At 69.8% G+C, this 26044-nt stretch carries 29 protein-coding genes and 1 pseudogene; 17 read left to right on the top strand and 13 right to left on the bottom strand.

Going from position 1 to position 26044, the window contains the following annotated elements; genetic code table 11:
• Positions 1–40 precede the first annotated feature (40 nt).
• The 3 genes from O3Q52_RS02365 to hemC all read left to right on the top strand — a co-directional run bounded on the left by O3Q52_RS02365 (position 41) and on the right by hemC (position 2582).
• On the top strand, positions 41–529 hold the full coding sequence (locus O3Q52_RS02365) for a carboxymuconolactone decarboxylase family protein (RefSeq protein ID WP_269647092.1): 489 nt from the start codon (positions 41–43) through the stop codon (positions 527–529).
• 114 nt (positions 530–643) lie between these two features.
• Positions 644–1510, top strand: coding sequence for an AraC family transcriptional regulator (locus O3Q52_RS02370; RefSeq protein WP_269647093.1), 867 nt, complete (start codon positions 644–646; stop codon positions 1508–1510).
• Between the two features lie 136 nt (positions 1511–1646).
• Positions 1647–2582, top strand: a complete 936-nt coding sequence (gene hemC / locus O3Q52_RS02375; protein WP_269647094.1) for a hydroxymethylbilane synthase — start codon at positions 1647–1649, stop codon at positions 2580–2582.
• Positions 2583–2586: 4 nt separating this feature from the next.
• On the opposite strand, the gene O3Q52_RS02380 is transcribed toward hemC, so the two are convergent.
• Positions 2587–3183: an MBL fold metallo-hydrolase gene (locus O3Q52_RS02380; protein WP_269647095.1), complete on the bottom strand. Its 597-nt coding sequence runs from the start codon at positions 3181–3183 to the stop codon at positions 2587–2589.
• Positions 3184–3286: 103 nt separating this feature from the next.
• Entirely contained in the window at positions 3287–3589 is a 303-nt protein-coding gene (locus tag O3Q52_RS02385; RefSeq protein WP_269647096.1) for a muconolactone Delta-isomerase family protein, read from the bottom strand.
• 152 nt (positions 3590–3741) lie between these two features.
• Here O3Q52_RS02385 and O3Q52_RS02390 point away from each other — a divergent pair, with 152 nt between their 5' ends.
• From O3Q52_RS02390 to O3Q52_RS02400, 3 genes are all read left to right on the top strand, one after another.
• Positions 3742–4665 (top strand): LysR family transcriptional regulator, encoded by a 924-nt coding sequence (locus O3Q52_RS02390; RefSeq protein WP_269647097.1) that lies wholly within the window; start codon positions 3742–3744, stop codon positions 4663–4665.
• Positions 4666–4884: 219 nt separating this feature from the next.
• The gene (locus O3Q52_RS02395; RefSeq protein WP_269647098.1) at positions 4885–5598 is read left to right on the top strand and encodes an SDR family NAD(P)-dependent oxidoreductase; all 714 of its coding nucleotides are present in this window, start codon (positions 4885–4887) and stop codon (positions 5596–5598) included.
• A gap of 62 nt (positions 5599–5660) precedes the next feature.
• The gene (locus O3Q52_RS02400; protein ID WP_269647099.1) at positions 5661–6032 is read left to right on the top strand and encodes an SgcJ/EcaC family oxidoreductase; all 372 of its coding nucleotides are present in this window, start codon (positions 5661–5663) and stop codon (positions 6030–6032) included.
• Between the two features lie 98 nt (positions 6033–6130).
• Here O3Q52_RS02400 and O3Q52_RS02405 read toward each other — a convergent pair whose 3' ends face one another.
• The 4 genes from O3Q52_RS02405 to O3Q52_RS02420 form a co-directional block, all read right to left on the bottom strand.
• Entirely contained in the window at positions 6131–6997 is an 867-nt protein-coding gene (locus O3Q52_RS02405) for an RNA polymerase sigma-70 factor (protein ID WP_269647100.1), read from the bottom strand.
• Entirely contained in the window at positions 6994–7572 is a 579-nt protein-coding gene (locus O3Q52_RS02410) for a carboxymuconolactone decarboxylase family protein (RefSeq protein WP_269647101.1), read from the bottom strand. The genes O3Q52_RS02405 and O3Q52_RS02410 overlap by 4 nt, the downstream gene beginning before the upstream one ends.
• Positions 7573–7661: 89 nt before the next feature.
• Positions 7662–8639 (bottom strand): SMP-30/gluconolactonase/LRE family protein, encoded by a 978-nt coding sequence (locus tag O3Q52_RS02415; protein ID WP_269647102.1) that lies wholly within the window; start codon positions 8637–8639, stop codon positions 7662–7664.
• 101 nt (positions 8640–8740) lie between these two features.
• A complete protein-coding gene (locus O3Q52_RS02420; RefSeq protein ID WP_269647103.1) occupies positions 8741–9637 on the bottom strand; it encodes a helix-turn-helix domain-containing protein in 897 nt (298 codons plus the stop codon).
• Between the two features lie 356 nt (positions 9638–9993).
• On the opposite strand from O3Q52_RS02420, the gene O3Q52_RS02425 reads away from it, so the two are divergent.
• A complete protein-coding gene (locus O3Q52_RS02425; protein ID WP_269647104.1) occupies positions 9994–11184 on the top strand; it encodes a hypothetical protein in 1191 nt (396 codons plus the stop codon).
• 101 nt (positions 11185–11285) lie between these two features.
• Entirely contained in the window at positions 11286–11846 is a 561-nt protein-coding gene (locus O3Q52_RS02430; protein ID WP_269647105.1) for a GNAT family N-acetyltransferase, read from the top strand.
• Between the two features lie 32 nt (positions 11847–11878).
• On the opposite strand, the gene O3Q52_RS02435 is transcribed toward O3Q52_RS02430, so the two are convergent.
• The 3 genes from O3Q52_RS02435 to O3Q52_RS02445 all read right to left on the bottom strand — a co-directional run bounded on the left by O3Q52_RS02435 (position 11879) and on the right by O3Q52_RS02445 (position 13908).
• A complete protein-coding gene (locus O3Q52_RS02435; protein ID WP_269647106.1) occupies positions 11879–12706 on the bottom strand; it encodes an SAM-dependent methyltransferase in 828 nt (275 codons plus the stop codon).
• A gap of 84 nt (positions 12707–12790) precedes the next feature.
• Complete coding sequence (locus tag O3Q52_RS02440; RefSeq protein ID WP_269647107.1) at positions 12791–13039, bottom strand: DUF397 domain-containing protein; 249 nt, start codon at positions 13037–13039, stop codon at positions 12791–12793.
• The gene (locus O3Q52_RS02445) at positions 13036–13908 is read right to left on the bottom strand and encodes a helix-turn-helix transcriptional regulator (protein WP_269647108.1); all 873 of its coding nucleotides are present in this window, start codon (positions 13906–13908) and stop codon (positions 13036–13038) included. The genes O3Q52_RS02440 and O3Q52_RS02445 overlap by 4 nt, the downstream gene beginning before the upstream one ends.
• 306 nt (positions 13909–14214) lie before the next feature.
• Between O3Q52_RS02445 and O3Q52_RS02450 the strand changes: the two genes are divergently transcribed.
• The 3 genes from O3Q52_RS02450 to O3Q52_RS02460 all read left to right on the top strand — a co-directional run bounded on the left by O3Q52_RS02450 (position 14215) and on the right by O3Q52_RS02460 (position 17681).
• On the top strand, positions 14215–14661 hold the full coding sequence (locus O3Q52_RS02450) for an ATP-binding protein (protein ID WP_269647109.1): 447 nt from the start codon (positions 14215–14217) through the stop codon (positions 14659–14661).
• A gap of 383 nt (positions 14662–15044) precedes the next feature.
• A complete protein-coding gene (locus O3Q52_RS02455; RefSeq protein WP_269647110.1) occupies positions 15045–17126 on the top strand; it encodes a SpoIIE family protein phosphatase in 2082 nt (693 codons plus the stop codon).
• A 12-nt stretch (positions 17127–17138) separates the two neighbouring features.
• Entirely contained in the window at positions 17139–17681 is a 543-nt protein-coding gene (locus O3Q52_RS02460) for a hypothetical protein (RefSeq protein WP_269647111.1), read from the top strand.
• Positions 17682–17731: 50 nt separating this feature from the next.
• On the opposite strand, the gene O3Q52_RS02465 is transcribed toward O3Q52_RS02460, so the two are convergent.
• A complete protein-coding gene (locus tag O3Q52_RS02465) occupies positions 17732–18091 on the bottom strand; it encodes a nuclear transport factor 2 family protein (RefSeq protein WP_269647112.1) in 360 nt (119 codons plus the stop codon).
• Positions 18092–18129: 38 nt separating this feature from the next.
• A pseudogene (locus O3Q52_RS02470) lies at positions 18130–18916 on the bottom strand (SDR family oxidoreductase).
• 128 nt (positions 18917–19044) lie between these two features.
• Here O3Q52_RS02470 and O3Q52_RS02475 point away from each other — a divergent pair.
• On the top strand, positions 19045–19554 hold the full coding sequence (locus O3Q52_RS02475) for a helix-turn-helix domain-containing protein (RefSeq protein WP_269647113.1): 510 nt from the start codon (positions 19045–19047) through the stop codon (positions 19552–19554).
• Between the two features lie 26 nt (positions 19555–19580).
• Here O3Q52_RS02475 and O3Q52_RS02480 read toward each other — a convergent pair whose 3' ends face one another.
• Positions 19581–20228, bottom strand: coding sequence for an RNA polymerase subunit sigma-70 (locus tag O3Q52_RS02480; protein ID WP_332112841.1), 648 nt, complete (start codon positions 20226–20228; stop codon positions 19581–19583).
• 189 nt (positions 20229–20417) lie between these two features.
• On the opposite strand from O3Q52_RS02480, the gene ligA reads away from it, so the two are divergent.
• From ligA to O3Q52_RS02495, 3 genes are all read left to right on the top strand, one after another.
• Positions 20418–22535 carry an NAD-dependent DNA ligase LigA gene (ligA, locus tag O3Q52_RS02485; RefSeq protein ID WP_269647114.1) on the top strand — a complete coding sequence of 706 codons (2118 nt, stop codon included), beginning with the start codon at positions 20418–20420 and terminating at the stop codon, positions 22533–22535.
• A gap of 120 nt (positions 22536–22655) precedes the next feature.
• Entirely contained in the window at positions 22656–23114 is a 459-nt protein-coding gene (locus O3Q52_RS02490) for a hypothetical protein (protein ID WP_269647115.1), read from the top strand.
• Position 23115: 1 nt separating this feature from the next.
• Positions 23116–23598, top strand: a complete 483-nt coding sequence (locus O3Q52_RS02495; RefSeq protein WP_269647116.1) for a pyridoxamine 5'-phosphate oxidase family protein — start codon at positions 23116–23118, stop codon at positions 23596–23598.
• 16 nt (positions 23599–23614) lie between these two features.
• On the opposite strand, the gene O3Q52_RS02500 is transcribed toward O3Q52_RS02495, so the two are convergent.
• Entirely contained in the window at positions 23615–24592 is a 978-nt protein-coding gene (locus tag O3Q52_RS02500; RefSeq protein ID WP_269647130.1) for an endonuclease/exonuclease/phosphatase family protein, read from the bottom strand.
• A 316-nt stretch (positions 24593–24908) separates the two neighbouring features.
• Between O3Q52_RS02500 and O3Q52_RS02505 the strand changes: the two genes are divergently transcribed.
• Positions 24909–25199 (top strand): zinc-ribbon domain-containing protein, encoded by a 291-nt coding sequence (locus O3Q52_RS02505; RefSeq protein ID WP_189841982.1) that lies wholly within the window; start codon positions 24909–24911, stop codon positions 25197–25199.
• Positions 25200–25434: 235 nt separating this feature from the next.
• Positions 25435–25893 (top strand): hypothetical protein, encoded by a 459-nt coding sequence (locus O3Q52_RS02510; RefSeq protein WP_269647117.1) that lies wholly within the window; start codon positions 25435–25437, stop codon positions 25891–25893.
• Positions 25894–26044 lie beyond the last annotated feature (151 nt).

Here is a 26044-nt window from a genome sequence, read left to right on the forward strand (position 1 = left end):
AACGATCAGGGCCGGGGACGGCCCGCCGAAGGAGTCCAGCTTGAGCGACACGACGACGGACACCGCGGGCAGGCGGGTCTTCATCGACAAACAGAGCCCCAAGGCCTATCACGCGCTGGTCCAGGCCTCCGAAGCCGTCCGTACGACCGCCGCCGACGCGGGTCTTGACCGCATCCTCGTGGAGCTGATCAACCTCCGCGTGTCCCAGATCAACGGCTGCGCCTTCTGCCTCGATGTGCACACCAAGGCCGCACTGCGCGCCGGCGAGACCACACAACGCCTGGGCGTACTGCCCGCTTGGCGTGACACCGAACTGTTCGCACCACAAGAGCGGGCCGCGCTCGCCCTGGCGGAGGCGACCACCGACATCGCGAACGCGACCGCCCAGGAGAACGCCTACGAGGACGCCCGTCAGGTCCTGACCGAGGACGAGATATCCGCCGTGATCTGGGTGGCCCTGACCATCAACGCCTTCAACCGGGTCTCGATCATGAGCAGGCATCCGGTGCGCGGGCTCCCTCAGCAGTGACGCGTACGCGCCGGTCGGGGCCGGCGTCGTACCCGACCGAACCGGGCACAGGATGTCGGGTCCGGCAGGGTGGGTCGTTCCTAACGTTGGTGATCGAAAGGGAAGGGGACCGGGGTGCTGGAGCGGCTCAACCAGGCCATGGAGCACATCGAGTGCCACCTCGATCAGCGCATCGAGGTGTCCGAACTGGCGCGGATCGCGGTGACGTCGGAGTACCACTTCCGGCGGCTGTTCTCGGCGCTGGCGGGGATTCCGCTGTCGGAGTACATCCGGCGCAGACGCCTGACGATCGCGGGCGCCGAGGTGCTGGCCGGTGAACGGACACTGCTGGAGATCGCGGTGCGCTACGGCTACACCTCGGGGGAGGCGTTCGCGCGTGCGTTCCGCACGATGCACGGCGTCGGTCCCGGCGAGGCCAGGCGGGTCGGTGCGAGCCTGCAGTCCCAGCCACGGATGTCCTTCCGACTCGTCGTCGAAGGGAGCAGCAGCATGCGATACAAGGTCGTGGAGAAGGAGGAATTCCGTGTGGTGGGCAAGAAGGCACGTGTCCCCCTTGTACATGAGGGGATGAACCCGGCGATCGCCGGGTTCATCCGGGGCATCGGGCAGGAGACGATCCAGCGCATCGAGCAACTGTCCGATCAGCAACCGGAAGGCATCATCTCGGTCAGCGACAACCTGGACGAGAGCCGCGCCGAGGGAACCGAACTCGACTACTACCACGGCGTGGTGACCCACGCCGCCGTGCCCGAGGACATGGACGCGCTCACCGTCCAGGCCGGGACATGGGCCGTGTTCGAGAACTCCGGGCCGTTCCCGCAGGCGCTCCAGTACCTGTGGCGGGACGTGTTCACCCAGTGGTTCCCGTCCAATCCGTACCAGAGCCGGCCCGGGCCCGAGATCCTGCGGACCCGGCTGTCGGAGGATGCCACGCACGCCGACGCGGAGCTGTGGATCCCCGTGGAGCGGACCGCGGTCTGAGAGCCGGCGCGCGGCCCGGGCCGGGGGCCGGGCTGCGCGCCGGCACGCCGGCTGTTTCCGCAGGCGACACGGCCGACGCCGTCCGCACCTTCCGGCGGATGCCGAAACGGCGGCTTCAAGGGTCTATCGTGTCGGCATGTCCGTCCCTGAACTGATCCGTATCGTCTCCCGCGACTCGCCCATGGCGCTGGCCCAGGTGAAGCGCGTCCAAGGCGAACTCGCCGCGCTCTACCCGCACTTGCGCACCGAAGTGGTGCCCGTGAAGACGACCGGCGACAAGTGGATGGGTGATCTCGCCCAGGTCGAGGGCAAGGGGGCCTTCACCAAGGAGGTCGACGCCGCGCTCCTGGCCGGCGAGGCGGATCTGGCGGTGCACTGCGTCAAGGACGTGCCCGCCGACCGGCCGCTGCCGGCAGGCACCATGTTCGCCGCGTTCCTCAAGCGGGACGACATCCGCGACGCCCTCATCCACCCCGACGGACTCACCCTCGACGAGCTCCCGGACGGAACCCGGATCGGCACCTCCTCGGTGCGCCGCATCGCCCAGTTGGCCGCTTCTCACCCGCATCTTCAGTGTGTGCCGTTCCGCGGCAACGCCAACCGGCGCCTGGCCAAGCTCGCGGCCGGCGAGGCGGACGCGCTGCTGCTCGCGGTCTCCGGTCTGGAGCGCATCGACCGCACCGATGTGATCAGCGAGATCCTCTCCCCCGAGACGATGATGCCGCCGATCGGCGCGGGCATCCTCGCCCTGCAGTGCCGCGAGGGCGACACGACGGTCATCGACACCGTCAGCGCACTCGGCGACCCGGACACTCACCGCGAGGCCACCGCGGAGCGCATGTTCCTCCACGTCCTCCAGGGCCACTGCAACTCCCCGATCGCCGGCTACGCCACAGCCGCACGAAACGGCGAACTCTCCCTGCGCGCCTGCGTGTTCACCCCGGACGGCAAGACACAGCTCAACGCCCACGAGTGGGCCGGCCCCCTCGACCCGGCCACCCTCGGCACCTCAGTCGCCGTCGCCCTGCTGCGCCAGGGCGCCCGGGACCTCATCGACGGCATCGCCCACTGACGGTTCAGAGCGACTCGCCGGGCGCCAGATAGCGGTAGCCGCTGTCGGTCGACTCGGCGAGCCAGACATTGACGCTGTTGAGGCCGCGATCGTTGATCTGGGCGTCGTGTATCGGGAACGCCCTCTGCGGTTCGATCGCCTTGATGAAGCTGATCGCCTCCGCCATCTTCATCCACGACCCCTGGGCCGGGACCAGGAGCGTCTCGACCGGCTGCTCAGGGACGTGGAGCGAGTCACCGGGATGGTAGACCGACTCATCGACGATGTATCCGAGGTTCGCGCAGTCCGGCTCGCCGTCGTAGATGAACGCGTGACGCCGGCCGACGGCTCGTACGCGGAAGCCGGCGGCGGTGAACTCGGTCCCGGAGGACACCCCGATGGTCTCCAGCCGTGGAATGTCCGCGTCGGCCGGGGCGTACACCGGCACGCCGAGCGCGGCCAGACGAAGAACGTCGATGTGATCGGCGTGCTCGTGCGTCACCAGCACGGCGTCCGCGCCGTCCAGAGCCGCAGGCTCGCTCCAGGTCCCGGGATCGATGACCAGCACCCGGCCATCCTGTTCGAGCCGCACACATGCATGGGTGTACTTCGTGATCCGCATGGAGTCCCAACGTACGCCGTATGCCCGCTGGTTCCACGATCGCTATGCAGGCGGGCGCGGGGGCCGAGGGTGTGCAAACGCGAGTCGCAAGGCGGGTGAGCCGTCACGGCGTGGCGTCGGGCCCGCCCGGGTCGTTGGGGTGGGACTGGAGCGCGGTGACGGAGAAGGTCATCCACGGCCGAAGTGGCAGCGTGCCGAGCACCTTCGCGTGGAGCTCCTCCTCGTCCAAGGCCCGCCAGATGCCGATGCTGCGCAGTTCGCCGACCGGGCGCCACAGCCGCGCCAGATTGCCGGTGGCGGCCAGTTCCCGGGCACGGACGGCTTCGGCCGCACGTCGCCGGTCGACCTCGTCCTGGCTGGTTCCCTCGGGGACAGTGGTCGTGATCTCGACCAGGAACTCTCGCATGGTCCTGCTCCGCTCGATGGGGTGTCCGGCGGGAACCGGACCGGCGCGACGGTGATCGCGTCCTGTGGTCGTCATCGTCCGCCCGCCACCAGGCCCGACGCCACGATCGGCTTCCTCGCTGCTGATAGGTACAGCCTCCTACCGGACGTAGGGTGGCGGGCGTGGAGTTGCGCCAACTGCGGTACTTCGTGGCGGTGGCCGAGGAGCTGAACTTCGGCCGGGCCGCCGAGCGGCTGCTCATCGCCGGCCCGTCACTGTCCCAGCAGATCAAGGCGCTCGAGCGCGATCTCGGGGTGCGTCTCTTCGACCGTGACCGGCGTTCGGTGTCGCTCACCCCGGCCGGTTCGGCCCTGCTCCCCCACACCCGCGCGCTGCTGGAACGGGCCGACGATCTCCAGCACCGCGCCCGCCGCCTGTCCGGATCGGATCCCGTACGGCTGGGTTACGTCAACTGGCTGCCGGCAGACCTCACCGCCCGCACATCCGCCGTGGCCCAGCTGCACATCGACGCGTGGATCGCGCCCTCGCACACCCAGGCCGCCCGGGTCGCCGACGGCAGCCTGGATCTCGCCGTGTGCTGGGTGCGGTCCGAGGATCTGGAGCGGCACGGCCTGGAGGCCCGGCTCATCGGCGCCGACCGGCTCTACGCCGTCGCGGCCGGCGACGACACCGGCGAAGTGGCCGCCGAGGACACCGTCGTCCTCCTCGACGACGACACCACCTCCTGGTCCTCCTGGAACACCTACGCCGAGCAGCTGGCGCACGACACCGGGGCCCACGCGGCACGTATCTTCGACGGCGGCATCACCGGCCCGGCCTTCTTCGACCACGTACGCCGCAGCGGCCGTCCGGTCATCAACTCCCCCAAGGGGCAGACCACCCCGCTGCCGCCCGACCTCGTCCAACGCCCGGTCGTCGCACCGGAGATCTACTGGACCTGGTCCCTGGTCCGGCGAGCCGGCGAGGTCCGCACCGCCGTTCTCGCCGTCTCCGACGCCCTCTGCGACGGAGTCGGAGACCTCGGCATCCACGGCCCGGTCGCCTGGCTGCCCGACGGCGACCCGCACAAGCTCTAGCCGACGCCGACACCAGGCGCCGTCCCGAACGTCATCCCGCCGACCTGCGCTGAGAGCCCAGCCCTACCAGCTGGGAGGAAGCCGGTCCTGGCCGTCATGCCTCTGACCTTTGACTTCTCCTCCTGAGGCTGCCTAGATTCCAAATAGTCGACCGGTTGACTAGTCGGAAATCGGTCGAGGAATCCGCACCCACAACACCCATAACCGGAGAAGGTCATCATGAGCACCCAGCACCAGAAGGTCGCCGTCATCACCGGGGCTTCGCAGGGCATCGGCGCCGGACTGGTCGAGGCCTACCGCAAGCTCGGCTACGCCGTCGTCGCCACCTCACGCACCATCGCCCCCGCCGACGACGCGGACATCGTGACCGTCCAGGGCGACATCGCCGACCCCGCGACCGCCGAGCGCGTCATCGCCGCAGGCGTGGAGAGGTTCGGCCGCATCGACACCCTGGTCAACAACGCGGGCGTCTTCGTCGCCAAGCCCTTCACGGACTACACCCTGGACGAGTACGCCACCATCGCGGGCGTGAACCTCACCGGGTTCTTCCGCATCACCCAGCTGGCCGTCGAGCACATGCTCGCCCAGGGCGGCGGCCACATCGTCAACATCACCACCAGCCTGGTCGACAACGCCGATGCCAACGTCCCCTCCGTGCTGGCCTCGCTGACCAAGGGCGGCCTGCAGTCCGCCACCAAGTCCCTCGCCATCGAGTACGCCACCCGCGGCATCCGCACCAACGCCGTCGCCCCGGGCACCATCAGGACCCCCATGCACCCCGAGGAGACCCATGCGGCCCTCGCGGCACTGCACCCGGTCGGGCGGATGGGCGAGCAGAGCGACATCGTCGACGCCGTGATCTACCTGGAGAACGCGCCGTTCGTCACCGGCGAGATCCTCCACGTCGACGGTGGCATGAGCGCGGGTCACTGACGGTCCCCTCGGGCCTGTCGGTCCGATCAGTGCCAACAGTCCCCATCGGCAAGGAGAACCCGATGAACAGCACCACAGACACCGCGTCGGTCCTGCGCGGCGTCCTCGACCGGTGGAAGGCCGCCGTCGACAGCCACGAACCGCAGAAGGTCGCCTCCCTGTTCACCGAGGACGCGATCTTCCAGGGACTGCACCCCTACAGTGTGGGGCGCCAGGGCATCGCGGACTACTACGACTCCCAGCCCTTCGGCCTGACGGCCGCGTACCGGATCGTCGAGACCAGACACCTCGCCGACGACCTCGTACTGGGCTATCTGAGCGTGGACTTCTCGTTCTCCGACCGGCCCACGCTCACCGTCAGCCTCGGCGTGGTGGTGAAGCGGGCGGAGGATGACTGGTACATCAGCCACTACCAGGTCTCACGCCTCGACTAGGCGCCGTTCACCTCGTTGCCGTTCACCGAGACGGTCGTGGGTGTTCCGGACGGTCGGGAACCGTCCGGAACACCCACGACACCAGAACCGCAGCAGGCCTACCTCGCGAGTTCGGACTGCACGTCCAGCCGTGTCAGCTTCTGCGGGTTTCTCACCAGGTAGATCCGGGTGACCTGCCCGCCGTCCACGACGAGGCTCACCGCGGCCGGCTCGCCGTCGACCTCGACCCGGCCCGCGGGGGCTCCGTTGAGCCACACGGCCGTCGTCTCGAACGGGGTGACCACCCGGTCCGTGCGCGCGAGCAGCTTCGCCACCAGTTCGACACCGTGGATCGGTGCCTGAACGGCGGCCACGATCCCACCACCATCGGCGATCAGGACCACGTCCGGCGCCATGACCTCCATCAGCTCCTGCAGCCGACCGGTGCGCAACGCGAGCAGGAAGCGCTCCACCACGGCCTCCTGCTCCGACCGGCTCACCCGCACCCGCGGCCGTCGAGCCGCCACGTGTTCGCGGGCCCGCCGCCCGATCTGCCGTACCGTGGCCGCGGACTTCCCGACGACCTCGGCTATCTCGCCGTACGGCATCTCGAAGACCTCGCGGAGCACGAACACCGCCCGCTCCGTCGGCCCGAGCGTTTCGAGGACGGTCAGCATCGCGATCGAGACGCTCTCCGCGAGTTCGACGTCCTCGGCGACATCGGGGCTGGTCAGCAGCGGCTCCGGGAGCCACTCGCCGACGTACTCCTCGCGGCTGCGCGACAACGCCCGCAGACGGTTGAGCGCCTGCCGCGTGACGACCCGGACGAGATACGCCCGTGCGTCACGCACCGCCGCCTGGTCGACGTCGGCCCACCGCAGCCAGGACTCCTGCAGTACGTCCTCCGCGTCGGCCGCCGAGCCGAGCATCTCGTAGGCGACCGTGAACAACAGGCTGCGATGGGCGACGAACGGATCCTCCGTCATGCGGTCGACGCCACACGGGACTTCTCGGGGCGTGCGGCCAGCGGAACACCGCAAGCGTCGGAGAAGCCCTGCGAAGTGATCCCGTGCGCCGTGTTGTTCCTGGTCGACATGTTGGCGAAGCCGATGACCGCGGTCAGCTCCACCATCGCCGCCGGACCGAGCCGGTCGAGCAGGCTCGCGTACAGCTCGTCGGTGACCGTCGTCGGCGTGCTGGTCATCGCCTCGGCGTACTCCAGTACGTCCCGCTCCAGCGGTGTGAACACGTCCGACTCCCGCCAGCGCGGCACCTGGCTCGCCTTGGTCAGGTCGAGGCTCTTGTTCAGCGCCTGGAAGTAGTTGATGTCGAGGCACCAACTGCAGCCGACCTGTGCCGCGACGGCCATGTGCGCGAACGTCTTGAGAGACTCGTCGGCCATGTCCCACTGGCTTATTTTCCCACCCATCTCCGTGGCGTCCTGGGCGACCTTGGGATTGTGCGCCGTCACCTCGAAGGGTTCGGGCACGGCACCGAACTGCTCGATCGTGGTCTCCCGGAACTCGGTGGGAAGCTCCGCCTTCGGAATGCGCAGTGTCACGATGTTCTCCTTGTCCGTCGGCCTGTCGGCCTGTTCGGCATGAAGACACCGCCGGGGCCGCGAGTGTGACACCCACATCGCTGCCTCGCTCAGTGACCGTGACGGTTCAGGCGGGCGTGGAGCAGGTTGGGGTCGGTGGCGGTGAGGTAGGCGGCGCTGGGCACGTAGACGTCCTTTCCGCGGATCGCCACTGAGGTGGGGTTCTGCAGTCCGTCGGAGGAGTCCAGGACGGTGGTGTGCGTGCCGTCGTCCGCGATGCGCACGACCGTGCCGGGCCCGTTGAGCGCGGCGAGGATCTCGTTGCCCCGGCCGGTGAAGGCGAAGTCGTCGATGCCCTCAAGGCCGGTGGCCCTGACGGTCGGTGTGCTCGCGCGGTGGCCGCCGCGGAGGGGGAGGCTCAGCACGGTGCCCTGGTCGAGGTTGGTCACCCACAGGGCACCTTCGTGTACGCGTGCGCCGTTGGCTCCGAGAAATCCCTGCGCGGCGAGCTCCGGCGCGGTCGACCAGGCCGTCGCTCGTCCGCCGTTCGCGGGGACTCGCCATACGGTGCCCAGGACCGAGTCCGTGATGTAGAAGGCGCGCGAGCGGGGATCGAAGGCAAGGCCGTTGGGCAGGCCGTCGGCGGGGAGGGCGGCGATGCGTTCCGGCGCCTTGCGCCCCGGCCTCAGCCGCCACAGGCCGGTCAGGTCCGCGGTGCCGGTGGCGTAGAGGACGTACAGAGTCCCGTCGTCGGTACGGACGAGCCCGGTGGTCAGGGGGAAGCCGAGCGCCGGGGTGTGGACGCCGCCGTCGGAGGGAGCCGGCAGGGTTGCCAGGATCTGCGTCGCGCCGCCCCGGTCGATGCGCGCCACTTGGCGGGCGGCGGCGAAGGTGACGTCCACGGAGCCGTTCGGCTCGATGACGGCGTTCTCCGGCATCTGCCCCTGGGTCAGGTCGAAGTGGGTGACTATCCGAGCCTGGGACAGCGGTGCGGTGGCGGCCATCGCCTCCGTCGCCGTGGCGACCGTAACGAGGGAAAGGCCGGCAGCGGCGGCGGCAAGAACAGCGCTCTTGAGGTTCTTCTTCATGATTCCTTCAGGTTTTCGGGCATGACAAGGAACGCAGCGACGAAAGTGTTTCTGCGCGGGGCGATTGATGCCGGATCAGATAAGGGTTCTCCGGCGTGAGGTCACCGAGGAGCCGGACCCGCTGTCGGGACCGGAATGTGCGGTGCGGGCAGGGAATGCGCGGTGCGGGAGAGAAGGGCGAGTGCGTGGGCGGAGGCCGAGCCGGGCGCCGCGGTGACCATGACGATCCGCTGGTCGGATTCGGCCTGGAGGGTCTGCTGGGTCACCTCGATCGAGCCCACCAACGGATGCCGCATGGTGTAGACCGCGACCGGGCAGGCACGAACGCGGTGGTCGGCCCACAGTGATTCGAATTCATGGCTTTTCAGCAGGAGACGGCCGACGAGTGAGGCCATTTTCGGGTCGTCCGGATGACGGCCGGCCGCAAGGCGCACCGTTCCGACCACATCGCGTGCCTTCTGCTGCCAGTCGGTGTACAGATCTCGCGTATGGCCGTCGCAGAAGACCAGCTCCGCCATGTTCGGCCGATCCGCGGGCCGGTCCGGGCTTTCCGGGTCGAGATGCCCCGCGAACAGCAGGTGTCCTGTCCGGTTCCAGGCCAGGATGTCGCAGCGGCGGCCGAGGACGACCACGGGCACATCGGTCAGGGCCGACACCAACTGACGAACCGACGCCGCCACCTGCTCGGGCGGCACCCTGCGTGGCTTGGCCGGGCGGCGCTGCGCCATGGCCAGATCGTGCAGGTGGAGGCGGTCGGCGTCGTCCAGATCCAGGGCCCGGGCAATCGCGTCGAGGACCTCGGGTGAGGCGTTCGAGGAGTGCCCCTGTTCGAGCCTGGTGTAGTACGAGGAACTCACACCGGCCAGGAGCGCCAGCTCCTCGCGGCGCAGACCGGGCACCCGCCGTCGTTCCCCGTACGTGGGGAGCCCCACGTCGTCCGGCCGCACCTGGGACCGGCGTTTCTGCAGAAACTCCCCGAGGGGCCGCTTTCCGTTCATGGCTCAAGTCTGCGGCGCCGCTTCAGGACCAGCCATCCCCTGCCGTGGATAGGCAGGGGATGGTGAGGCAACCGCCTCGACCGACGGACTCACGGCTGGAGGAGGACAACTGACCATGGCAGGGGTCGTCGTACTCGGTGCCGCGCTCGGCGGACTGCAGACAGCGTTGCTTCTCGCTCAGGACGGCCACGAGGTGACCGTCCTGGAGCGCGATCCGCAGCCCCCCGCCGTCCGGCGCGGAACCCGCATGGTCGCAGTGGGCGCGCCCCGGGATCGCCCAGCTGCGCCAAACGCACCTCCCGCTCGCGCGGTGGCTTCAGCTGGCCGAGGCCCATCTCCCGCACCTGGTACGGGAGATGACGGAGGCGGGGGCCGTCCGGACGAACGTGCTGACGCCCGAGCCGGGCTTCCGTGGTCCGATGGTGGCCGGGGACGAACGGTTCGACACCCTCGCCGCCCGGCGTTCCCTGCTCAAGTCCGCCGCGACGCGCGTCGCCGAGGGGGCGGGTATCCGCATCGGGCGGGGCACCGTCTGCCGGGGACTGCGCAGTTCGCCGGGCCCGCGGACCTCGTACGGTGGTGCGTCCGGCGAACGCGTTCCCCAGGTCACCGGTGTGGAGACCGAGGCGGGCAGCACGGCGGCCGATCTGGTGGTCGACTGCACCGAGCGCAGGTCCCAACTCCCCTCCTGGCTACGGGATATCGGCGTTCCGTGTCCGGTCGACGAGTCCGGCCGGCGCGGCTTCACCTACTACAGCCAGTACTTCCGGTCCGCCGACGGCACGATGCCGACGGACCGGTTTCCCCCGGTGGTGGAGCACGGATCGCTCGGTCTTCTGCGCATCCCGGCCGACCACGGCACGTACTCGCTCTGTCTCATCGGCCGCAGCGACGACCAGCGGCTGCGGCGGGCGCTGCGGAACGAACGCGCCTGGTCCGCCGCCGTGCGTCTGTTCCCCGGCGCGGACCGCTGGCTCGACGGGAAGCCCGTCACCGACGGCATCCAGATCATGGCCGGCCTCACGGACCGCAAACGGCCCCTGTACGACACCCAACAGCCCCTCGTCACCGGGCTGGTGGCCGTCGGGGACGCCTGGGCCGTCACCACGCCGACGGTGGGACGCGGGCTGGCCATGAGCCTGCAGCACAGCCTGCCCCTGCGGGACACCCTGCGGCGGACGGGCACCGACCACCCCGTCGAACTCGTCACCCGGTTCGCCGAGGCGACCAGGGGCAGCCTCGGACGGATCTATGAGCAGACCGCCGCCTACACCCGCCACCGCCTCGCCGAGATGGACACACACACGGCCGGGATCCCCTACCGGAACCCGGATTGGAGCCGCGCCAAAGCACTCGCTCTGCTCGCCCGGCGCGACACCGACGCGCTGCGCGCCGAACGAGCGGCCGCCCATCTCCTGCCCGGCGCCCGCGACGCGCTCCGCGCTCCGTCCCTCACCGACGCGGTCACCCGGCTCGTCCCCGAGGTGGAGCGGCACATGCCATCCGGACCCTCACGGGCCGACCTCCTCAAGGCCGTCGAAGGATGAGGACCCCTCCGTCCTCATCACCGGGTCCGTGTCGGTCCTCGCGCGCCAGGTTTCCCGAAAATCCGGTGGCGGCACCGTCCGGCGGCGGTGACCATCACGGCATGGGCATCTTCCTGGAGACCGACCGGCTCGTGCTGCGGCCGTTCACCGACGCCGACGTCGACCATCTGCTCGCGCTGGACGGCGACCCCGACGTCATGCGCTTCATCAACGGTGGCCGTCCGGTGAGCCGCGAGGAGATCCGCGCGAAGACCCTGCCGCGGCTCCTGCACGACCATCCGTGCCTCGGGACCCGCGGCTACTGGGCCACCGAGGACAAGGGCACCGGGCTGTTCCTGGGCTGGTTCGAGTTCCGGCCGCTGGCCGAGGACAGCCCGGCCGTGGTCGAACTCGGCTACCGGCTCAACAAGGCCGCCTGGGGCCACGGTTACGCCACCGAGGGGTCACGGGCCCTCATCGACAAGGGCTTCACCGACCTCGGAGTCGAGCGGGTCACCGCGAACACCATGACGGTCAACACGGGATCCCGGCGGGTGATGGAGAAGGCAGCCCTGTCCTTCATCCGTACTTTCACCCAGGACTGGCCGGACGCGCTCGCGGGCTCCGAGCACGGCGAGGTCGAGTACGAACTCACCCGGGCCGAGTGGCTGCGACAGCGGTAGGCGCCCGTGGACCTTGACGGCCCACCGCCCCGCTACGGCTTGACGCCCACCCCGGTCCACAGGCTGACCTCGGCGTCCGTCGGCTGCTGCTCCGTGGCAGCGTTGTCATCCTGTGCGTCGGGGCGCCAGCGGTGGCCGACGGTGATGCCGGGGTCGAGGAGGTCGAGGCCGTCGAAGAAGCGGGCGACGTCCTTCTGGGAGCGGAACTGCACGGGGGTGCCGGCGCCGGTGTAGATCGCGGTGACCTTCTCCCAGGTGGGCGGGTCGAAGTCGGGCGTGCAGTGACTGAGGGCCAGGGCGCTGCCGGAGGGCAGGGCGTCCAGCAGGCGGCCGACGATCCCGTACGGGTCCTGGGCGTCGGTGACGAAGTGCATCAGGGCGTTCAGGGACAGCGCAACGGGTCGGCCCAGATCCAGTACCTCGGCCAACTCGGGGGCGTTGAGGAGCGATTCGGGGTCGTTGGCGTCCGCCTCGATGTACGTGGTGCGACCCTGGGGCGTGCTGCGCATGAGGCGCTCGGCGTACTTGAGGACGAGGGGGTCGTTGTCGGCGTAGACCACCCTGGCCTCGGGGACCACGCTCTGGGCGACCTGGTGGAGGTTCGGCTCGGTGGGGATGCCGGTGCCGATGTCGAGCCACTGGCGGATGCCGTGCTCCCGTGCGAGGACCCGGGTGGCTCGGTGCATGAAGGCCCGGTTCTCGCGGGCGCACACGAAGATGCCGGGGTAGGCCGCCGCGACCGTCTCCGCCGCCTGCTTGTCGATGTCGAAGTGGTCCTTGCCGCCCAGGTAGTAGTCGTACATACGGGCGGAGTGCGGCCTGCTGGTGTCGATGTCCCGCGCGGCCTGGGAGTTGCTCATTCTTGCCCCTTCAGTGGTGTACGTCGGTGTGCCGGGCGGGCCATAGCCAGGGCGGGCCCGAATTCTTCCCGTTCGTGGTGCGGTTCAGCCGGCCGCCAGATGATCGGCGAGGCCCTTCTTGACGCCGGCGACGAACGCGGCGATCTCCTGCGGTGTGTAGATCAGCGCGGGACCGGCGGGATCGTTCGACTGCCGCAACGCCACGCGGCCGTCGGCGAGTTGCTTCGTCTCCACGCACTGCCCCCCGTTGGGGCCGCTCCACGGACGCTCCCAACCCTGCTCGCCGAGTTCCGACGCGGGCATTCCGTTGTACACACTTCCGTCGGTGGTCATGAGTACTCCTTGCGCATGCGGTTCAACAGGGCCTTGCTGTCCGCGGACGAGGTGAGCAAGGACATCCGGTTGTGCGCCTCCAGATGACCGGCGACGTCGGAGCGCTGGTCCAGGTACACGGAGGCGGAGAGGATCTCGCTGTAGACGATGTCCGGCAGTTCCCGCTCCTCGAACCGGAAGTAGGTGAAGGGGGCGCAGGCCCCGACGTGGGCCCCGGCGGTGAACGGCACGACGTCGACGCTCACATGGTCCAGCTCCGAGACCTCCAGAAGCCGCTCGATCTGCTCCCGCATCACCTCGGCACCGCCCACCATCCGGTGCAGTACGGTCTCCTCCATCACGACCCATAACGTGGGTGCGTCGGGTCTCTCCAGCAGGCCCTGCCGGCGCAGCCGCAGATCGACCCGCCGCCCCAGGTCCTCGTCGCTCTCGTTGGGGAAGCCCCCGCGCAGCACGGCACGCGCGTAGTTGTACGTCTGCAGCAGCCCGGTGACGTAGTGCGGCTCATACGTGCGCAGTGTCTTGGCGCCGGTCTCCAGGCTCACGTACGCGCTGAACCAGTCGGGCACCACATCGCGGTAGGCGTGCCACCAGCCGGGCTCGTTGGCCCGCTCGGCCAGGGTGACGAACTCGTCGACCTCCTGCTGCGCGGCCCCGTAGGTCTGCAGCAGTTTCTCCACGTAGAGGGTCTTGAGCGCGACCTCCGCCTTCTCCAGCCTGCGGATGGTCAGCGGCTTCACGTGCAGGGCCTTCGCCGCGTCCTCCAGCGACACGCCCGCGGCCTGCCGCAGCTCCTGCAGCCGCTTGCCCAGGATCATGCGGAGAACAGTGGGTGCACTGGTGCCGGCGCCCGACCGAGCTTCGCTCACGCCCTACCTCCTGAGGAACTGTCACCAGTACGAGTCTGACAGCGACTTGCTGATGGCACCAGACAGATATCGCCTTGCTGAAATTATCAGGGAGGCGGTTGCAGCGTGAACTGAGCTACCACCATAGTTAGTTCTGTGAGCGATCCCACCGAACGCGCGCGCACCACCGTCAACACCCGCCACGCCCCGTGGAGTTGGCGATACCCAGCGTTCGGACCACAGGCCGCCGGAACACCCCGCCGGACGGAGCCGAAGGTCGTGATCCCCAACTCGCCCAGCGCTCCTCCTTGTTGGAAGGCAATCACCGTGTCCCCCCACACGACTCCCTCCCTTCGGCTCTTAGGTTCCACGAGCCCGGACACAGCCCATTGGCTCGAACTCCCGGCACACCGGACCAGCGTCAAGGTTGCCCGCAACACGCTGGGCGAGCGGCTCACCGCGTGGCGCCTGCCCGACGAGTTGTGTGCGGACGCCGTACTGCTCGTGTCCGAGCTGGCCACGAACGCCGTACTGCACACGGTCAGTACGCGGATTCTGTGCGGCGTCGACCTCACGGCCGACGGGGGCCTGCGTCTGGAGGTGCACGACCAGGACCGCACGGGCCGCCTGCTCCCCCGATGCGATCCGGGCCCCGACGACGAGAACGGCCGCGGGCTGCTCCTCGTGCAGCACATAGCCGACACCTGGGGAGTCGACCGCTCCGCGCTCACCGGGGGCCACGCGGTCTGGGCGACCCTGACCGACAAAGCCTGAACCCACCGGGTTCGACAGCCCTCCCGGATGCCGGCGAGCACAGCGCCCGCCGGCATCCGCCACACCCTCGCGGCGACGGACCCACCGGGAGCACGCCCCGAGGTCCACACCGCCCGCAACCTTCCCGTCGCGGTCAGTGACCACTGTGACACCTGTGGCCCCTGATCACGCTGCCGAAGTGGTGGCCCGAGCCGCGGCGCGGTGCCTCGCGCCCGGATCTCCCCGCCATTTCCGTGACGCCTTCGCCGGACAACCACTGCTGTGTTGGGAGATGGTGAAGGCAGACGAGAACGGCACCGGAGGAAACGGTGGGCACGATAGAACAGGGGACAGTCGGCACAGGGAACGGCGTGCCGCGTAAACGGGCGAAAGCGGTGCCTGCAATGAGCGCAGCCGGAATTCCCGTGTCGGACGACGACGAGCGGGTCCGCGGGCCGTTACAGCCGAGCGCGCTGCTGGATGTGCTGGGCGTGGCCTCGGTGGTGCTGGACACCGAGGGACGCGTCGTGCTGTGGAGCCCGCAGGCCGAGGAACTGTTCGGCTACACGGCACGGGAGGCGCTGGGCGAGTACGCGGCCCGGCTGATGGTGCACGAGCAGCACATCGACCTGGCCGTGAAGCTGTTCACCGACGTCATGGACACCGGCCGGGGCTGGGCCGGCGGTTTTCCCGTCCGGCACAAGGACGGCACCACGCGGCTCGTGGAGTTCCGGAACATGCGGCTCCTGGACGACCGCGGTGGCGTCTACGCCCTGGGGCTCGCGGCCGATCAGTCGACCGTGCACCGCCTCGAACGGGATGTCGCGCTGTCCGTACAGATGGTCTCGCAGTCCCCGATCGGGCTGGCGGTCCTGGACAGGGACCTGCGGTACGTGTCGGTCAACCCGGCCCTGGAGCGGATCAATGGGATCTCCGCCGCGGAGCACGTCGGCCGGACGATCCGCGAGGCCCTGCCGTTCCTGGACGCCGAGGCCATAGAGTCCGCGGCGCGCCAGGTCCTGGACACTGGTGTCCCGCTTGTCGAACAGCCCACGGTCGGCCGGACCCCGGCCGACCCGAACGAGGATCACGCCTGGTCGGCCTCGTACTACCGGCTGGAGGACTCCCTGCAGACCGTGCTGGGGGTCGCCGTCTCGGTCGTCGACGTGACCGAGCGGCACCGCTCGGCGATCGAGGCGGAGACAGCGCGACGACGCCTCACGGTCATCGCCGACGCCTCCGCCCGTATCGGCACCACGCTGGAGCTGGACCGCACCGCCTGTGAACTCGCCGACGTCGCCGTGCCGGAGCTCGCCGACATCGCGTCCGTGGACCTGCTGGAGGCGGTGGTGGAAGGCCGCCGCAGCGACCTCGGTCCAACCGAGCACACGCTGATCCGCACGCTTGCCGTCCGGACCGATCACGCCGCCACCGAGGCCCCTGACGAGGCGGCCCCTCACGGACAGGTGGCCCGGTACGGCTCCGACCGGCTCGTCACCCAGTGCATACGTACCGGCAGCCCGGTCATGGTGTCGCAGGTGAAGGACGAGGACCTGCCGCGTATCGCCCAGGATCCCCAGGCGGCCGTGCTGCTGGGCCGAGCGGGTGTCCACTCGTACCTGGCGGTGCCGTTGGTCGCGCGCGGCGAGGTGCTCGGCGCGCTGGATCTCAAGCGGACCCGCAATCCGCGGCCCTTCAGCAACGACGACCTCGTACTGGCCCGGGAGCTGGCCGCCCGTGCGGCCGTGCAGATCGACAACGCCCGTTGGTACCAGAACGCCCGCAACACCGCCGTCGCCCTGCAGCGCAGCCTGCTGCCCAGCCACCCCCGCATGACCGCCGGGCTCGAGGTCGCCTCCCGCTACCAGCCCGCGGGGGCGGCCGGCGAGGTGGGCGGCGACTGGTTCGACGTCCTCCCCCTCGACGGCGACAAGACCGCGCTCGTCGTGGGCGACGTGATGGGCAGCGGTATCAACGCGGCCGCGACCATGGGCCGGCTGCGCACGGCGACGAGCACGCTGGCCTCGCTCGACCTCGATCCCGCCCGGCTCCTGGAACATCTGGACAAGACCACCGGGGGCCTGGACGAGTCCATCGCCACCTGCGTGTACGCCGTCTACGACCCCCACCGGCACCAGTGCAGGATCGCCAACGCCGGGCACCTGCCCCCGGCCCGCATCCGCGTCGGCCGCCCTCCCGAACTGCTCGATCTGCCGACCGGGGCGCCCCTCGGGGTGGGCGGCGTCGCCTTCTCCACGACCACCTTCGATCTCGATCCCGGCGACCAGCTCGTGTTCTACACGGACGGGCTCGTCGAAACGCGCCAGCACGACCTCGACGACCGCCTGAACACGTTCCTGGGCCTCCTCGACGACCCCACGCGCCCCCTGGAGGACGTCTGCGACCTCCTCCTGAGCACCCTCCACCACCCCGACAACCACGACGACGTGGCCCTGCTCATCGCCCGCGCCCAGCCACAGGCGTAAGGACCCCCATCCATGACCAGCCCCGCCCAGCTGCGCAGGACGGCGCTCTCGCTCCCCGAGACGGCGGAGCGAAGCACCGGCTCCGGCACGAAGTCGTTCACCGTGCGCGACAAGCGGTTCGCCTCGTTGGGCAAGGACGACTACGTGCAGTTGCACCTCCCCGCGGCGGACGCGGACGAGGTTCTCGCCGCGCACGCGACCGCCGAGCGGCTGACCCGCGGCGCGACGCCCATCGGCGTACGCATTCCGATCGGGGACATCAACGGTCAGCAGCTCACCCACTGGGTGCGTCGCGCCTGGCTCGCGCACGCGCCCGAGCGACTGGCGGCGCGGGCACAAGCCGCGGAGACGGCGGCTGCCGGTGAGGTCGGTGACCTGCCCAGGGCCATCGGAAGTCCCGCCACTCGGGCGCTCGCCAACGTCGGCATCACCACGCTCGCCCAGGTCGCCGAGGTGAGCGAGGCCGAGCTGCTGGCCATGCACGGAGTCGGCCCGAAGGCGGTTCGCCTTCTCGGCGAGGCACTCATCGCGACGGGACAACGCCCCAAGTGCTGACGCGGCGGCCGCCCTCCGGGCAAAGGGCGGTGCGCGGCAAGTAGGCGGGCTCAGGGTTCGATGACGAGGCGTTCGACGAGCCCGTCGCGGAGCGTGAACCGGTACTGCAGATCGACCGTGCCGCCGGGGAAGTCGCCTTCGAGGTGCTGGGTGGCGATGTAGTGGTCCGCGTCGGTCTGCCGGGCGTCGGTGAGCTGGACGGTGAAGGTGAATTCGGTGGCGGCCCGGCCCAGCCATCCCTCGATCGCCGCGACGCCCTCGTAGGTGTGGCCGTCGTCGACCACCGTGGCGTCGCCGGTGAACGCCGTGACCGCGGTGGCGGTGTCGTGGTCGCGGTGAGCCGTCAGACAGCGGGTGATCACCTCGGGCAGGGCGTCCAGGGCTATGGTCCGGGGCTGGTTGTCGTGCATGACGCTCCTCGTGGAGGGGGTGATGGTTGGTGACGGGGTCAGACGGTGGGGGTGGTGCCGCCGTCGATGACGTGCTCGGCGCCGACGATGGCCGAGGCACGGTCGGAGACGAGGAAGGCGACGAGTTCGGCGACTTCCCCGGGCCGGTTGGGGCGGCCGAGCGGGATGCCGCCGAGGGAGTCCATGAGCCGGTCCAGTGCCGCTTCCTCGGTGATGCCCGCCTCGTGGGCGATCCGGGCGACCAGGTCGTCGGCGGCGGACGTCTGGACGAAGCCGGGCGAGACGGCGTTGACGCGGACGCCCTGCGGGGCGACCTCGTTGGCAAGGCCCTTGCTGTAGGTGGTCAGGGCGGCCTTGGCGGCTGCGTAGGCCAGGGTTCCGTTCCACAGCGGCATGCGGCGCTGGATCGAGGTGACGTGCACGATCGCGCCCTTGCCTCCGGCGATCATGTGCGGCAGGAGAGCGCGGTCCAGACGGACGGCGGCCAGCAGGTTCGTGTTCAGTTCCCTGGTCCAGTCGTCCTCGCCGAGTGCCGCGAAGCCACCGGCCGGTGCCTCGGATCCGCCGAGGGTGTTGACGAGGATGTCGACGCCTCCCAGACGGGCGTCCACCTCCGCGACGACGTGGGCGGCGCCCTCCGCGGTGGACAGGTCGGCTCCGACGAAGGTCTTCTCCTCGACGTCGTCGGGGCGGCTGCGGGCGGTGACGAGCACGGTCGCACCGGCTTCGGCCAGGCGTCGGGCGATGGCGGCGCCGGTGAGCTTTGGTGCCGCCGGTGACCAGGGCGCGCCGGTCGTCGAGGGATTCGCTGAGGGTTGTCGTCACGGTGTCCCATTTCCGGGTGGGGGCATACGGGGTCCGGGTGCGGGCATCGTGAACCACCGCTCCCGACTAAACTGCTAAAATAGAAGCTACTAACTTCGACTTTAGCAGTAACTGAAGGGACGGTCGCCGTGGCAAGCCGGATCAGGCTGGAGGACCGGGAGTGCCCGCTGTCCACGACGGTGCAGCACGTCGGCGAGTGGTGGACTCTGCTGATCCTCCACGACGCCTTCGACGGCTACACCCGCTTCGAACAGTTCCAGGAGAGCCTCGGCATCTCCTCCAGCATGCTCACCACCCGCCTCAAGACCCTGGTGGCGGACGGGCTGCTGGAACGCCGGCCGTACCAGACCAACCCCGTCCGCCACGAGTACGTACTGACCGAACTCGGGCACTCCCTGCGACCGGTGATCGTCACCCTGGCCGCGTGGGGCAACTCCCGTCTTCCGACGGCGGAACGCAGCATGATCCTCGTCGACGCGCACAGCGGCCAGGAGGTCGAGCCCGTCGTCGTCGACGCCAGGACCGGGCGCCGGCTCGACGACAGCGACGACTACGTCTTCGCGGCAGGGCCCGCGGCCGGCGATGCCATGCGCAGCCGTTACGCCACGCGGCCGGGCAGCCCGGCGGAAGAGACGTAAGGCGTGGGCACCCAGGGGTGTTCAGCTCACCGGTGACGAACGAGCTCCTCGCGGGTCGGCACGGCCGCAGGGGCCCATTCCGTACGGCGGCCCGCGGGGAGGTGCTCGCGCAGTGCGGGCCGGGCGCGTTGCAGGGCGCTGTTGACGGGGGCGGTGGACAGGTCCAGCAGCCCGGCGGTCTCCGTGGCCGGCAGGCCCACCACGTCCCGCAGGATCAGCACCGCCCGCTGCCTCGGCGGCAGATGCTGCAGCGCGGCGAGGAAGACCAGTTCGACCGTCTCCCGCGACAGCGCCTGCGACTCGGGGCCCGCCTCCTCGGCGGGGATGTCGGCGAGCAGCTCGTCGGGGTACGGCTGCAGCCACTCGATCCGTGTCGGCGGCTCGCCCTTGCCGTGTTCCATGCCGGGCAGCCGCTCGTACGGGTGCGGGGTGCGCTGGTGGCGGCGCAGGTGGTCCAGGCAGGTGTTGGTGGCGATGCGGTACAGCCAGGTGCGCATGCTCGCCCGGCCCTCGTACGCCTCCCGGCTCCGCCAGGCCTTCAGGAACGTCTCCTGGACCAGGTCCTCGGCCTCGTCGTACGAGCCGGTCATGCGGTAGCAGTGCACCTGCAGTTCGCGGCGGTACGGCTCCAGAAGGTCGGCGAAGCCTGCGTCGGTGTCGGTCTGCTGCGGCACGACGGAGCCTTTCCGGCGGCGACTCGGGGCTGATGCGCCGTCATTGTGCCAGCCGGGAGGCGCCGCAAGCCTGATCGGGCCGTGGCGCCGTGCGCCCGCCGCGCACCACGGGTCCACCGAGGCGGCTGAACGCGTGGACGGTACGCCGCCACCGGGGCGTTGTCAGTGGTGGCAGGCAAGATAACGGGCATGACGACACCAGTTGCAGTGATCGTGGATGCCGCCGCCTACGCGCAGGCGGTCGAGGACGCGGTGAAGGCCTCGGCCGCCTACTACGCGGGCGGCACCTCGGTGCTGGACGACGACTCCTACGACCGGTTGGTGCGCGGTATCGCGGCATGGGAGGCCGGCCATCCCGACGAGGTGCTGCCCGATTCCCCGACGGGGAAGGTCGCCGGCGGCGCGGTGGAGGGGGATGTGCCGCACACGGTGGCGATGCTGAGCCTGGACAACGTGTTCTCGGCCGAGGACTTCACCGCCTGGACCGCGTCGCTGGCCCGGCGCATCGGGCACGAGGCGGAGCGGTTCAGCGTCGAGCCGAAGCTGGACGGTCTGGCGATCGCGGCCCGTTACACACGCGGGCGTCTGGACCGGTTGATCACCCGGGGCGACGGCACGGCCGGGGAGGACGTGTCGCACGCGATCGGCACCATCGAGGGCCTGCCCCAGGAACTGGCCGAGCCGGTGACCGTGGAGGTGCGCGGTGAAGTCCTGATGACCACCGCCCAGTTCGAGCACGCCAACGAGGTGCGCACCGCGCACGGCGGGCAGCCGTTCGCGAACCCGCGCGGCGCCTCGGCGGGCACACTGCGGGCCAAGGAGCGCGCCTACACGGTGCCGATGACGTTCTTCGGATACGGCCTGCTGCCTCTCGCCGACACCGGGGCGGAGCTCGCGGAGCGGCTGGGCGAGAGCGCGCACAGCGATCTCATGGTGCAGGCCGCCGGGCTCGGGGTGAACACCACCGCGACCACCGCCGTGCCCGGCATCGTCGCGCAGACGGCCGAGCAGGTACTGGACCGGGTGCGGGAGATCGCCGCGCTGCGGGCCGAGTTGCCGTTCGGGATCGACGGCATCGTCATCAAGGCGGACCTGGCCGCCGACCAGCAGGCCGCCGGATCCGGTTCGCGCGCACCGCGCTGGGCGATCGCCTACAAGCTGCCCGCCGTCGAGAAGATCACCCGGCTGCTGGAGGTGGAGTGGAACGTCGGCCGCACCGGCATCATCGCCCCGCGCGCGGTGCTGGAGCCCGTCGAGATCGACGGCGCCACCATCACGTACGCCACCCTGCACAACCCGGCCGACATCACCCGCCGCGATCTGCGCCTGGGCGACCACGTCATGGTTCACCGGGCCGGCGACGTCATCCCGCGTATCGAGGCCCCCGTCGCCCATCTGCGCACCGGTGCCGAACAGGCCATCGTCTTCCCCGAGGTGTGCCCGCGCTGCGGGGCAGGCATCGACACCAGCGAGCAGCGCTGGCGCTGTGAGAACGGCCGCAACTGCCACCTGGTCGCCGCCCTCTCGTACGCCGCCGGTCGGGACCAGCTCGACATCGAGGGCCTGGGCCACACGCGGGTCGTCCAGCTCGTCGAGGCGGAGCTGGTCAAGGATCTCGCCGATCTGTTCTCCCTCACCCGTGACCAGTTGCTGGGTCTGGAGCGCATGGGCGAGACCAGCACCGACAACCTCCTCGCCGCGCTCGACACGGCGAAGAGGAGACCGCTGTCCCGGGTGCTGTGCGCGCTCGGGGTCCGTGGCACCGGCCGGTCCATGTCCCGGCGTATCGCCCGGTACTTCGCCACGATGGACCACATTCGCGCGGCCGACGCCGAGACGATGCAGCAGGTCGAGGGCATCGGCACCGAGAAGGCCCCGTCGATCGTCGCCGAGCTGGCCGAACTGGCCCCGCTGATCGACAAACTCGCCGCGGCCGGGGTGAACATGACCGAGCCCGGCGCCACCCCGCCCCAGCCGGCCGCGGAGAGCGGCGAGGACAACGGCGAGGGAAGCGTCGAGGAGAAGGGCGAGGAGGGCGGTGCGGGCGAGGCGGCCGGTCCGCTCGCGGGGATGACCGTGGTGGTCACCGGTGCGATGACCGGGCCGCTGGAGAAGCTCAGCCGCAACCAGATGAACGAACTCATCGAACGCGCCGGTGGCCGCTCCTCCTCCAGTGTCTCCAAGAAGACCACTATGGTCGTCGCCGGTGAGGGCGCCGGATCCAAGCGTGCCAAGGCCGAATCCCTCGGCGTCCGGCTGGCCACGCCCGACGAGTTCGCCGCCCTCGTCACCGACTTCGTCGACTGATCCCGCTGATCCCGTGCACGGCGGACCGGCATCGCTCGGTGCGGGACCGATGAGTTTCTCCCGCCGAGGTCGTCCTACATCCGATGTGCGTCGGCGATCGACAAGGAGGAGATGTTCACCATGGACGGATCGGCACGGCAGGAAGCCTTGGAGAGGCTGGACGTTCTGGCGGGCGAGTGGGTGGTCGAGGCCGACTTTCCCGGCCTGGACACGCCTGCCGCCCGCTGCGTGTTCGAGTGGACCCTGGACGGACGGTTCCTGGTCCAGCGCACCGAGATCCCGGTGGCCGAGGCCCCTGACAGCATGGCGATCATCGCGGCCGACCCGGACACGGGCGCGTACACACAGCACTACTTCGACTCACGGGGAGTCGCCCGGTTGTACGCGATGAGCTTTGCCGGCGGGGTATGGCGACTGCTGCGCGAGACTCCGGACTTCTCGCCACTGGACTTCCGGCAGCGGTTCACCGGGCAGGTCGGCGAGGACGGCACCACCATCCGCGGCAGCTGGGAGACCTCGCACGACGACTCGACCACCTGGGAGCACGACTTCACACTCACCTACCGCAGGAGTGGTTGAGATGACAGTCAGCGGATCACCCGGCGAGGTCGCACGGGACATCGGCGACGCGAACAGGTACATGGTGCTCGCCACCGCCGACCACGCCGGAACGCCGTGGAGTTCCCCGGTGTACTTCGCCCATCGGGGATACCGCGAGTTCTTCTGGGTCTCCTCGCCGCAGGCCACCCACTCGCGCAACATCGCGGTACGCCCTCAGGTGGGCATCGTGGTCTTCGACTCCTCTGTGGCGATCGGTACCGGTCAGGGGGTGTACATGTCCGCCGTCGCTGCCGCGGTGGACGCGGCGGATACGGAGGAGGTGCTGGCAGTCTTCTCCCGCCGGTCGGTCACGCACGGCGGCCGGGTATGGACGGCGGAGGACATCCAAGACGCGGGAGGCGTGTCCGGTATCGCCCTCTACCGCGCGGTGGCTGACGACCATTCGATGCTCGCCAAGGACGGACAACCGGATCATCGCCTGCCCGTTCAGCTCACGGACTGATCGCCTGACGGCATGTTCAGGACTCGGACTTGATGCCGGCGGCGACCGGGAGATGGTCGCTGCCGGTGGCGGGCAGGGTGCGGATGGCGGTGACCTGCATCGAGCGGGTCATGACGTGGTCGATCCGGGACACGGGGAAGGTCGCGGGCCAGCTGAAGGCGAGGTTTCGCCCTGCCGAGTCCATCTGCTCGGTGACCGGGTCCAGCCCTCGGTCGTCCACCGTGCTGTTGAGGTCGCCGAGCAGAATGACCTTGCCCAGTTTCTCGGCGGCGAGAGCCTCACCCAGTAGAGCGGCGCTCTCGTCCCGCCAACCGGAACTGAGGCCGTTCCATCGGATGCGGACCGAGGGCAGGTGGGCGACGTACACCGCGATATCGCCCTGTGGCGTGCGTGCCGTGGTCCGCAGACCGCGGTTCCAGCCCTCCGGGATCCCTTCCGGTTTGATGTCCACCGGCCGGACGTCCGACAGCGGATACCTCGACCAGAGTCCGACGGTTCCTTCGACCGCGTGGTGGGGGTAGTCCGCCGCCAGGGCCGACTCGTAGGCCGGCAGTGCGGAGGGCGTCAGCTCTTCCAGAGCGATGACATCCGGTGCAGCCTCGATCAGGCCGCTCGCGGTGCCCTCGGGGTCGCTGTTCTCGTCACTGACGTTGTGCTGGACCGCCACGATGTCGTGCGCGCCACTGTCCTCGTCGGCCGGCACCAGCCCGCCGAAGAGGTTCCCCCAGACCGCCACGGGCACCAGCAGGGCCACCAGCGCGAGGGCCGAGCGGCGCAACAGCGCCAGGACGAGCAACAACGGAACGGCCAGCCCGAGCCAGGGCAGAAACGTCTCCAGCAGGCTGCCGAGTCGCCCCACCGCATTGGGCACCACGGAGTGGAACGCCATCAGCCCAGCGGTCACCACGGCGAGCACCGCGAGAACCCGCCCACGCACCCAGGCCGACCGGCCTCCCGCGTCCTTACCCCACCGCCGGCGCTCAACGGCCCCCAGCCACCGACGGACCGCCACAGCCTTCGCCCCCACCGCCACCCGACTGCCCGCCTGCTCCCCCACGCCCCACCCATCTGCCCGGCCCCGTCCCCGCGCCACATCCATGAGCACGAGGTGCCCTGTACGACGCATGGTCCGAAGATCAGGTTCCAGACGACGAAGGTGAGCACCTCGCAGCAGGGAGCACCTCCGCGCCGCGAGAATGTGGACGCCCTCCGCCGAACAGATCGACGTGCACGAGACTGTCCTTCGTGAGCGCGCCTCGCTGCTCGTCGACGGTGTGTCGGCGGGCGTTGACCCGGGAGGAAACGACAGCATGATCATCTTTGGTACCAAGGGATATCTGTACCAGCTCGCGATACTGACGCTGGTGTGCGGGCACTGCGGCAATCCCTCCGCGCACACGCTCAGGAAGCGCGTCACGAAGTTCACGTTGTTCTTCGTGCCGCTGTTCCCGTTCTCGACGAAGTACCAGACGCAGTGCACCTTCTGCGGTGCGGAGCAGAAGGTGACCAAGGAGCAGGCGGAGCAGCTGCAGGCTCAGGGTGCGGGCGGCCAGGGCGGTCAGCCGTACGGGCAGCCGCAGCAGCAGCCGTACCAGTCCTGAACCGGGCCGGGAGCGAGGTCGAGGGCAGATCCCCGGCCTGGGCGGACAGCGCCCAGGCCGAGGCCCGCGGCCCTCAGGAGAGCCCACCCCAGCCGGAAGGCGTGGGCCTCTGCGTCGGCCTCGACGCTGGTGCGGGCCGGCCGGCGGTCGGTACGCCTGGGTGGCCGGCGACGGCAAGGGACACACTCTGGATTCGACGGGACTGGTCTGTGTAGGACCCGGCCAGGGGGATGCCGTGGTCGGCTTCGACCCCGGGGCAGATGAACCGGTGGCCGTATGCCGACAGCAGTGGCCCGAGATGTTCGGCCAGGCTGCGCCCCACGCGCTCACCGCATGCGTCGACAGCTCGCTGCAGGGTTCCATCAAGGTCTATGCCGGCGGCAAGGACCAGTGCGCTCGTCACCGTGCCGACCCCTACCTCGGTCCGACGCGGGAACAGCTCGGCCTCTCCCGCCTCCGTGCCGACCTCAGGGAACACTTCGCCGATCGCACCTGCATCCCTCACCCCGAGCTGCGGAAGGTGCTCGGCGAGCTCTACGCCCGGCACGGCCTCGACGGCTGGAAGGCAGCCCACTTCCAGACGGCCGACAAGGAGCCGGAGGGCCCCTGCGCGGACATCGGCCTCATCGACGAACCGGAACGCGTCATCTGGCTCGGGGATCACAAGGACGGCGACCCCATCAACTGGCCGTAGCCCGGCCCATGCCCGTCCTGTCGCGGCGTGCGGCCCGGAGGTCCCGGGCCGGACGCCGTGCGTCATGCAGACGTCCAACGCCGTACAGACGTGCGGGCGTTCGGGCCGAATCCCGGGACTCCGTGATCAAGGACCGGCACAATGGCGGGCG

Origin of the sequence: Streptomyces sp. ActVer (genome assembly GCF_027270795.1) — a bacterium.
In the GTDB taxonomy this organism is placed as follows: domain Bacteria; phylum Actinomycetota; class Actinomycetes; order Streptomycetales; family Streptomycetaceae; genus Streptomyces; species Streptomyces umbrinus_A.

What these genes read in the sequence shown, in the direction of transcription:
- hemC (WP_269647094.1), top strand. Translation starts at nt 1,647, where the DNA reads ATGTCCGTCCCTGAACTGATCCGTATCGTCTCCCGCGACTCGCCCATG.
- O3Q52_RS02380 (WP_269647095.1), bottom strand. Translation starts at nt 3,183, where the DNA reads ATGCGGATCACGAAGTACACCCATGCATGTGTGCGGCTCGAACAGGAT.
- O3Q52_RS02385 (WP_269647096.1), bottom strand. Translation starts at nt 3,589, where the DNA reads ATGCGAGAGTTCCTGGTCGAGATCACGACCACTGTCCCCGAGGGAACC.
- O3Q52_RS02395 (WP_269647098.1), top strand. Translation starts at nt 4,885, where the DNA reads ATGAGCACCCAGCACCAGAAGGTCGCCGTCATCACCGGGGCTTCGCAG.
- O3Q52_RS02400 (WP_269647099.1), top strand. Translation starts at nt 5,661, where the DNA reads ATGAACAGCACCACAGACACCGCGTCGGTCCTGCGCGGCGTCCTCGAC.
- O3Q52_RS02405 (WP_269647100.1), bottom strand. Translation starts at nt 6,997, where the DNA reads ATGACGGAGGATCCGTTCGTCGCCCATCGCAGCCTGTTGTTCACGGTC.
- O3Q52_RS02415 (WP_269647102.1), bottom strand. Translation starts at nt 8,639, where the DNA reads ATGAAGAAGAACCTCAAGAGCGCTGTTCTTGCCGCCGCCGCTGCCGGC.
- O3Q52_RS02420 (WP_269647103.1), bottom strand. Translation starts at nt 9,637, where the DNA reads ATGAACGGAAAGCGGCCCCTCGGGGAGTTTCTGCAGAAACGCCGGTCC.
- O3Q52_RS02425 (WP_269647104.1), top strand. Translation starts at nt 9,994, where the DNA reads ATGACGGAGGCGGGGGCCGTCCGGACGAACGTGCTGACGCCCGAGCCG.
- O3Q52_RS02430 (WP_269647105.1), top strand. Translation starts at nt 11,286, where the DNA reads ATGGGCATCTTCCTGGAGACCGACCGGCTCGTGCTGCGGCCGTTCACC.
- O3Q52_RS02435 (WP_269647106.1), bottom strand. Translation starts at nt 12,706, where the DNA reads ATGAGCAACTCCCAGGCCGCGCGGGACATCGACACCAGCAGGCCGCAC.
- O3Q52_RS02440 (WP_269647107.1), bottom strand. Translation starts at nt 13,039, where the DNA reads ATGACCACCGACGGAAGTGTGTACAACGGAATGCCCGCGTCGGAACTC.
- O3Q52_RS02455 (WP_269647110.1), top strand. Translation starts at nt 15,045, where the DNA reads ATGAGCGCAGCCGGAATTCCCGTGTCGGACGACGACGAGCGGGTCCGC.
- O3Q52_RS02460 (WP_269647111.1), top strand. Translation starts at nt 17,139, where the DNA reads ATGACCAGCCCCGCCCAGCTGCGCAGGACGGCGCTCTCGCTCCCCGAG.
- O3Q52_RS02465 (WP_269647112.1), bottom strand. Translation starts at nt 18,091, where the DNA reads ATGCACGACAACCAGCCCCGGACCATAGCCCTGGACGCCCTGCCCGAG.
- ligA (WP_269647114.1), top strand. Translation starts at nt 20,418, where the DNA reads ATGACGACACCAGTTGCAGTGATCGTGGATGCCGCCGCCTACGCGCAG.
- O3Q52_RS02490 (WP_269647115.1), top strand. Translation starts at nt 22,656, where the DNA reads ATGGACGGATCGGCACGGCAGGAAGCCTTGGAGAGGCTGGACGTTCTG.
- O3Q52_RS02495 (WP_269647116.1), top strand. Translation starts at nt 23,116, where the DNA reads ATGACAGTCAGCGGATCACCCGGCGAGGTCGCACGGGACATCGGCGAC.
- O3Q52_RS02505 (WP_189841982.1), top strand. Translation starts at nt 24,909, where the DNA reads ATGATCATCTTTGGTACCAAGGGATATCTGTACCAGCTCGCGATACTG.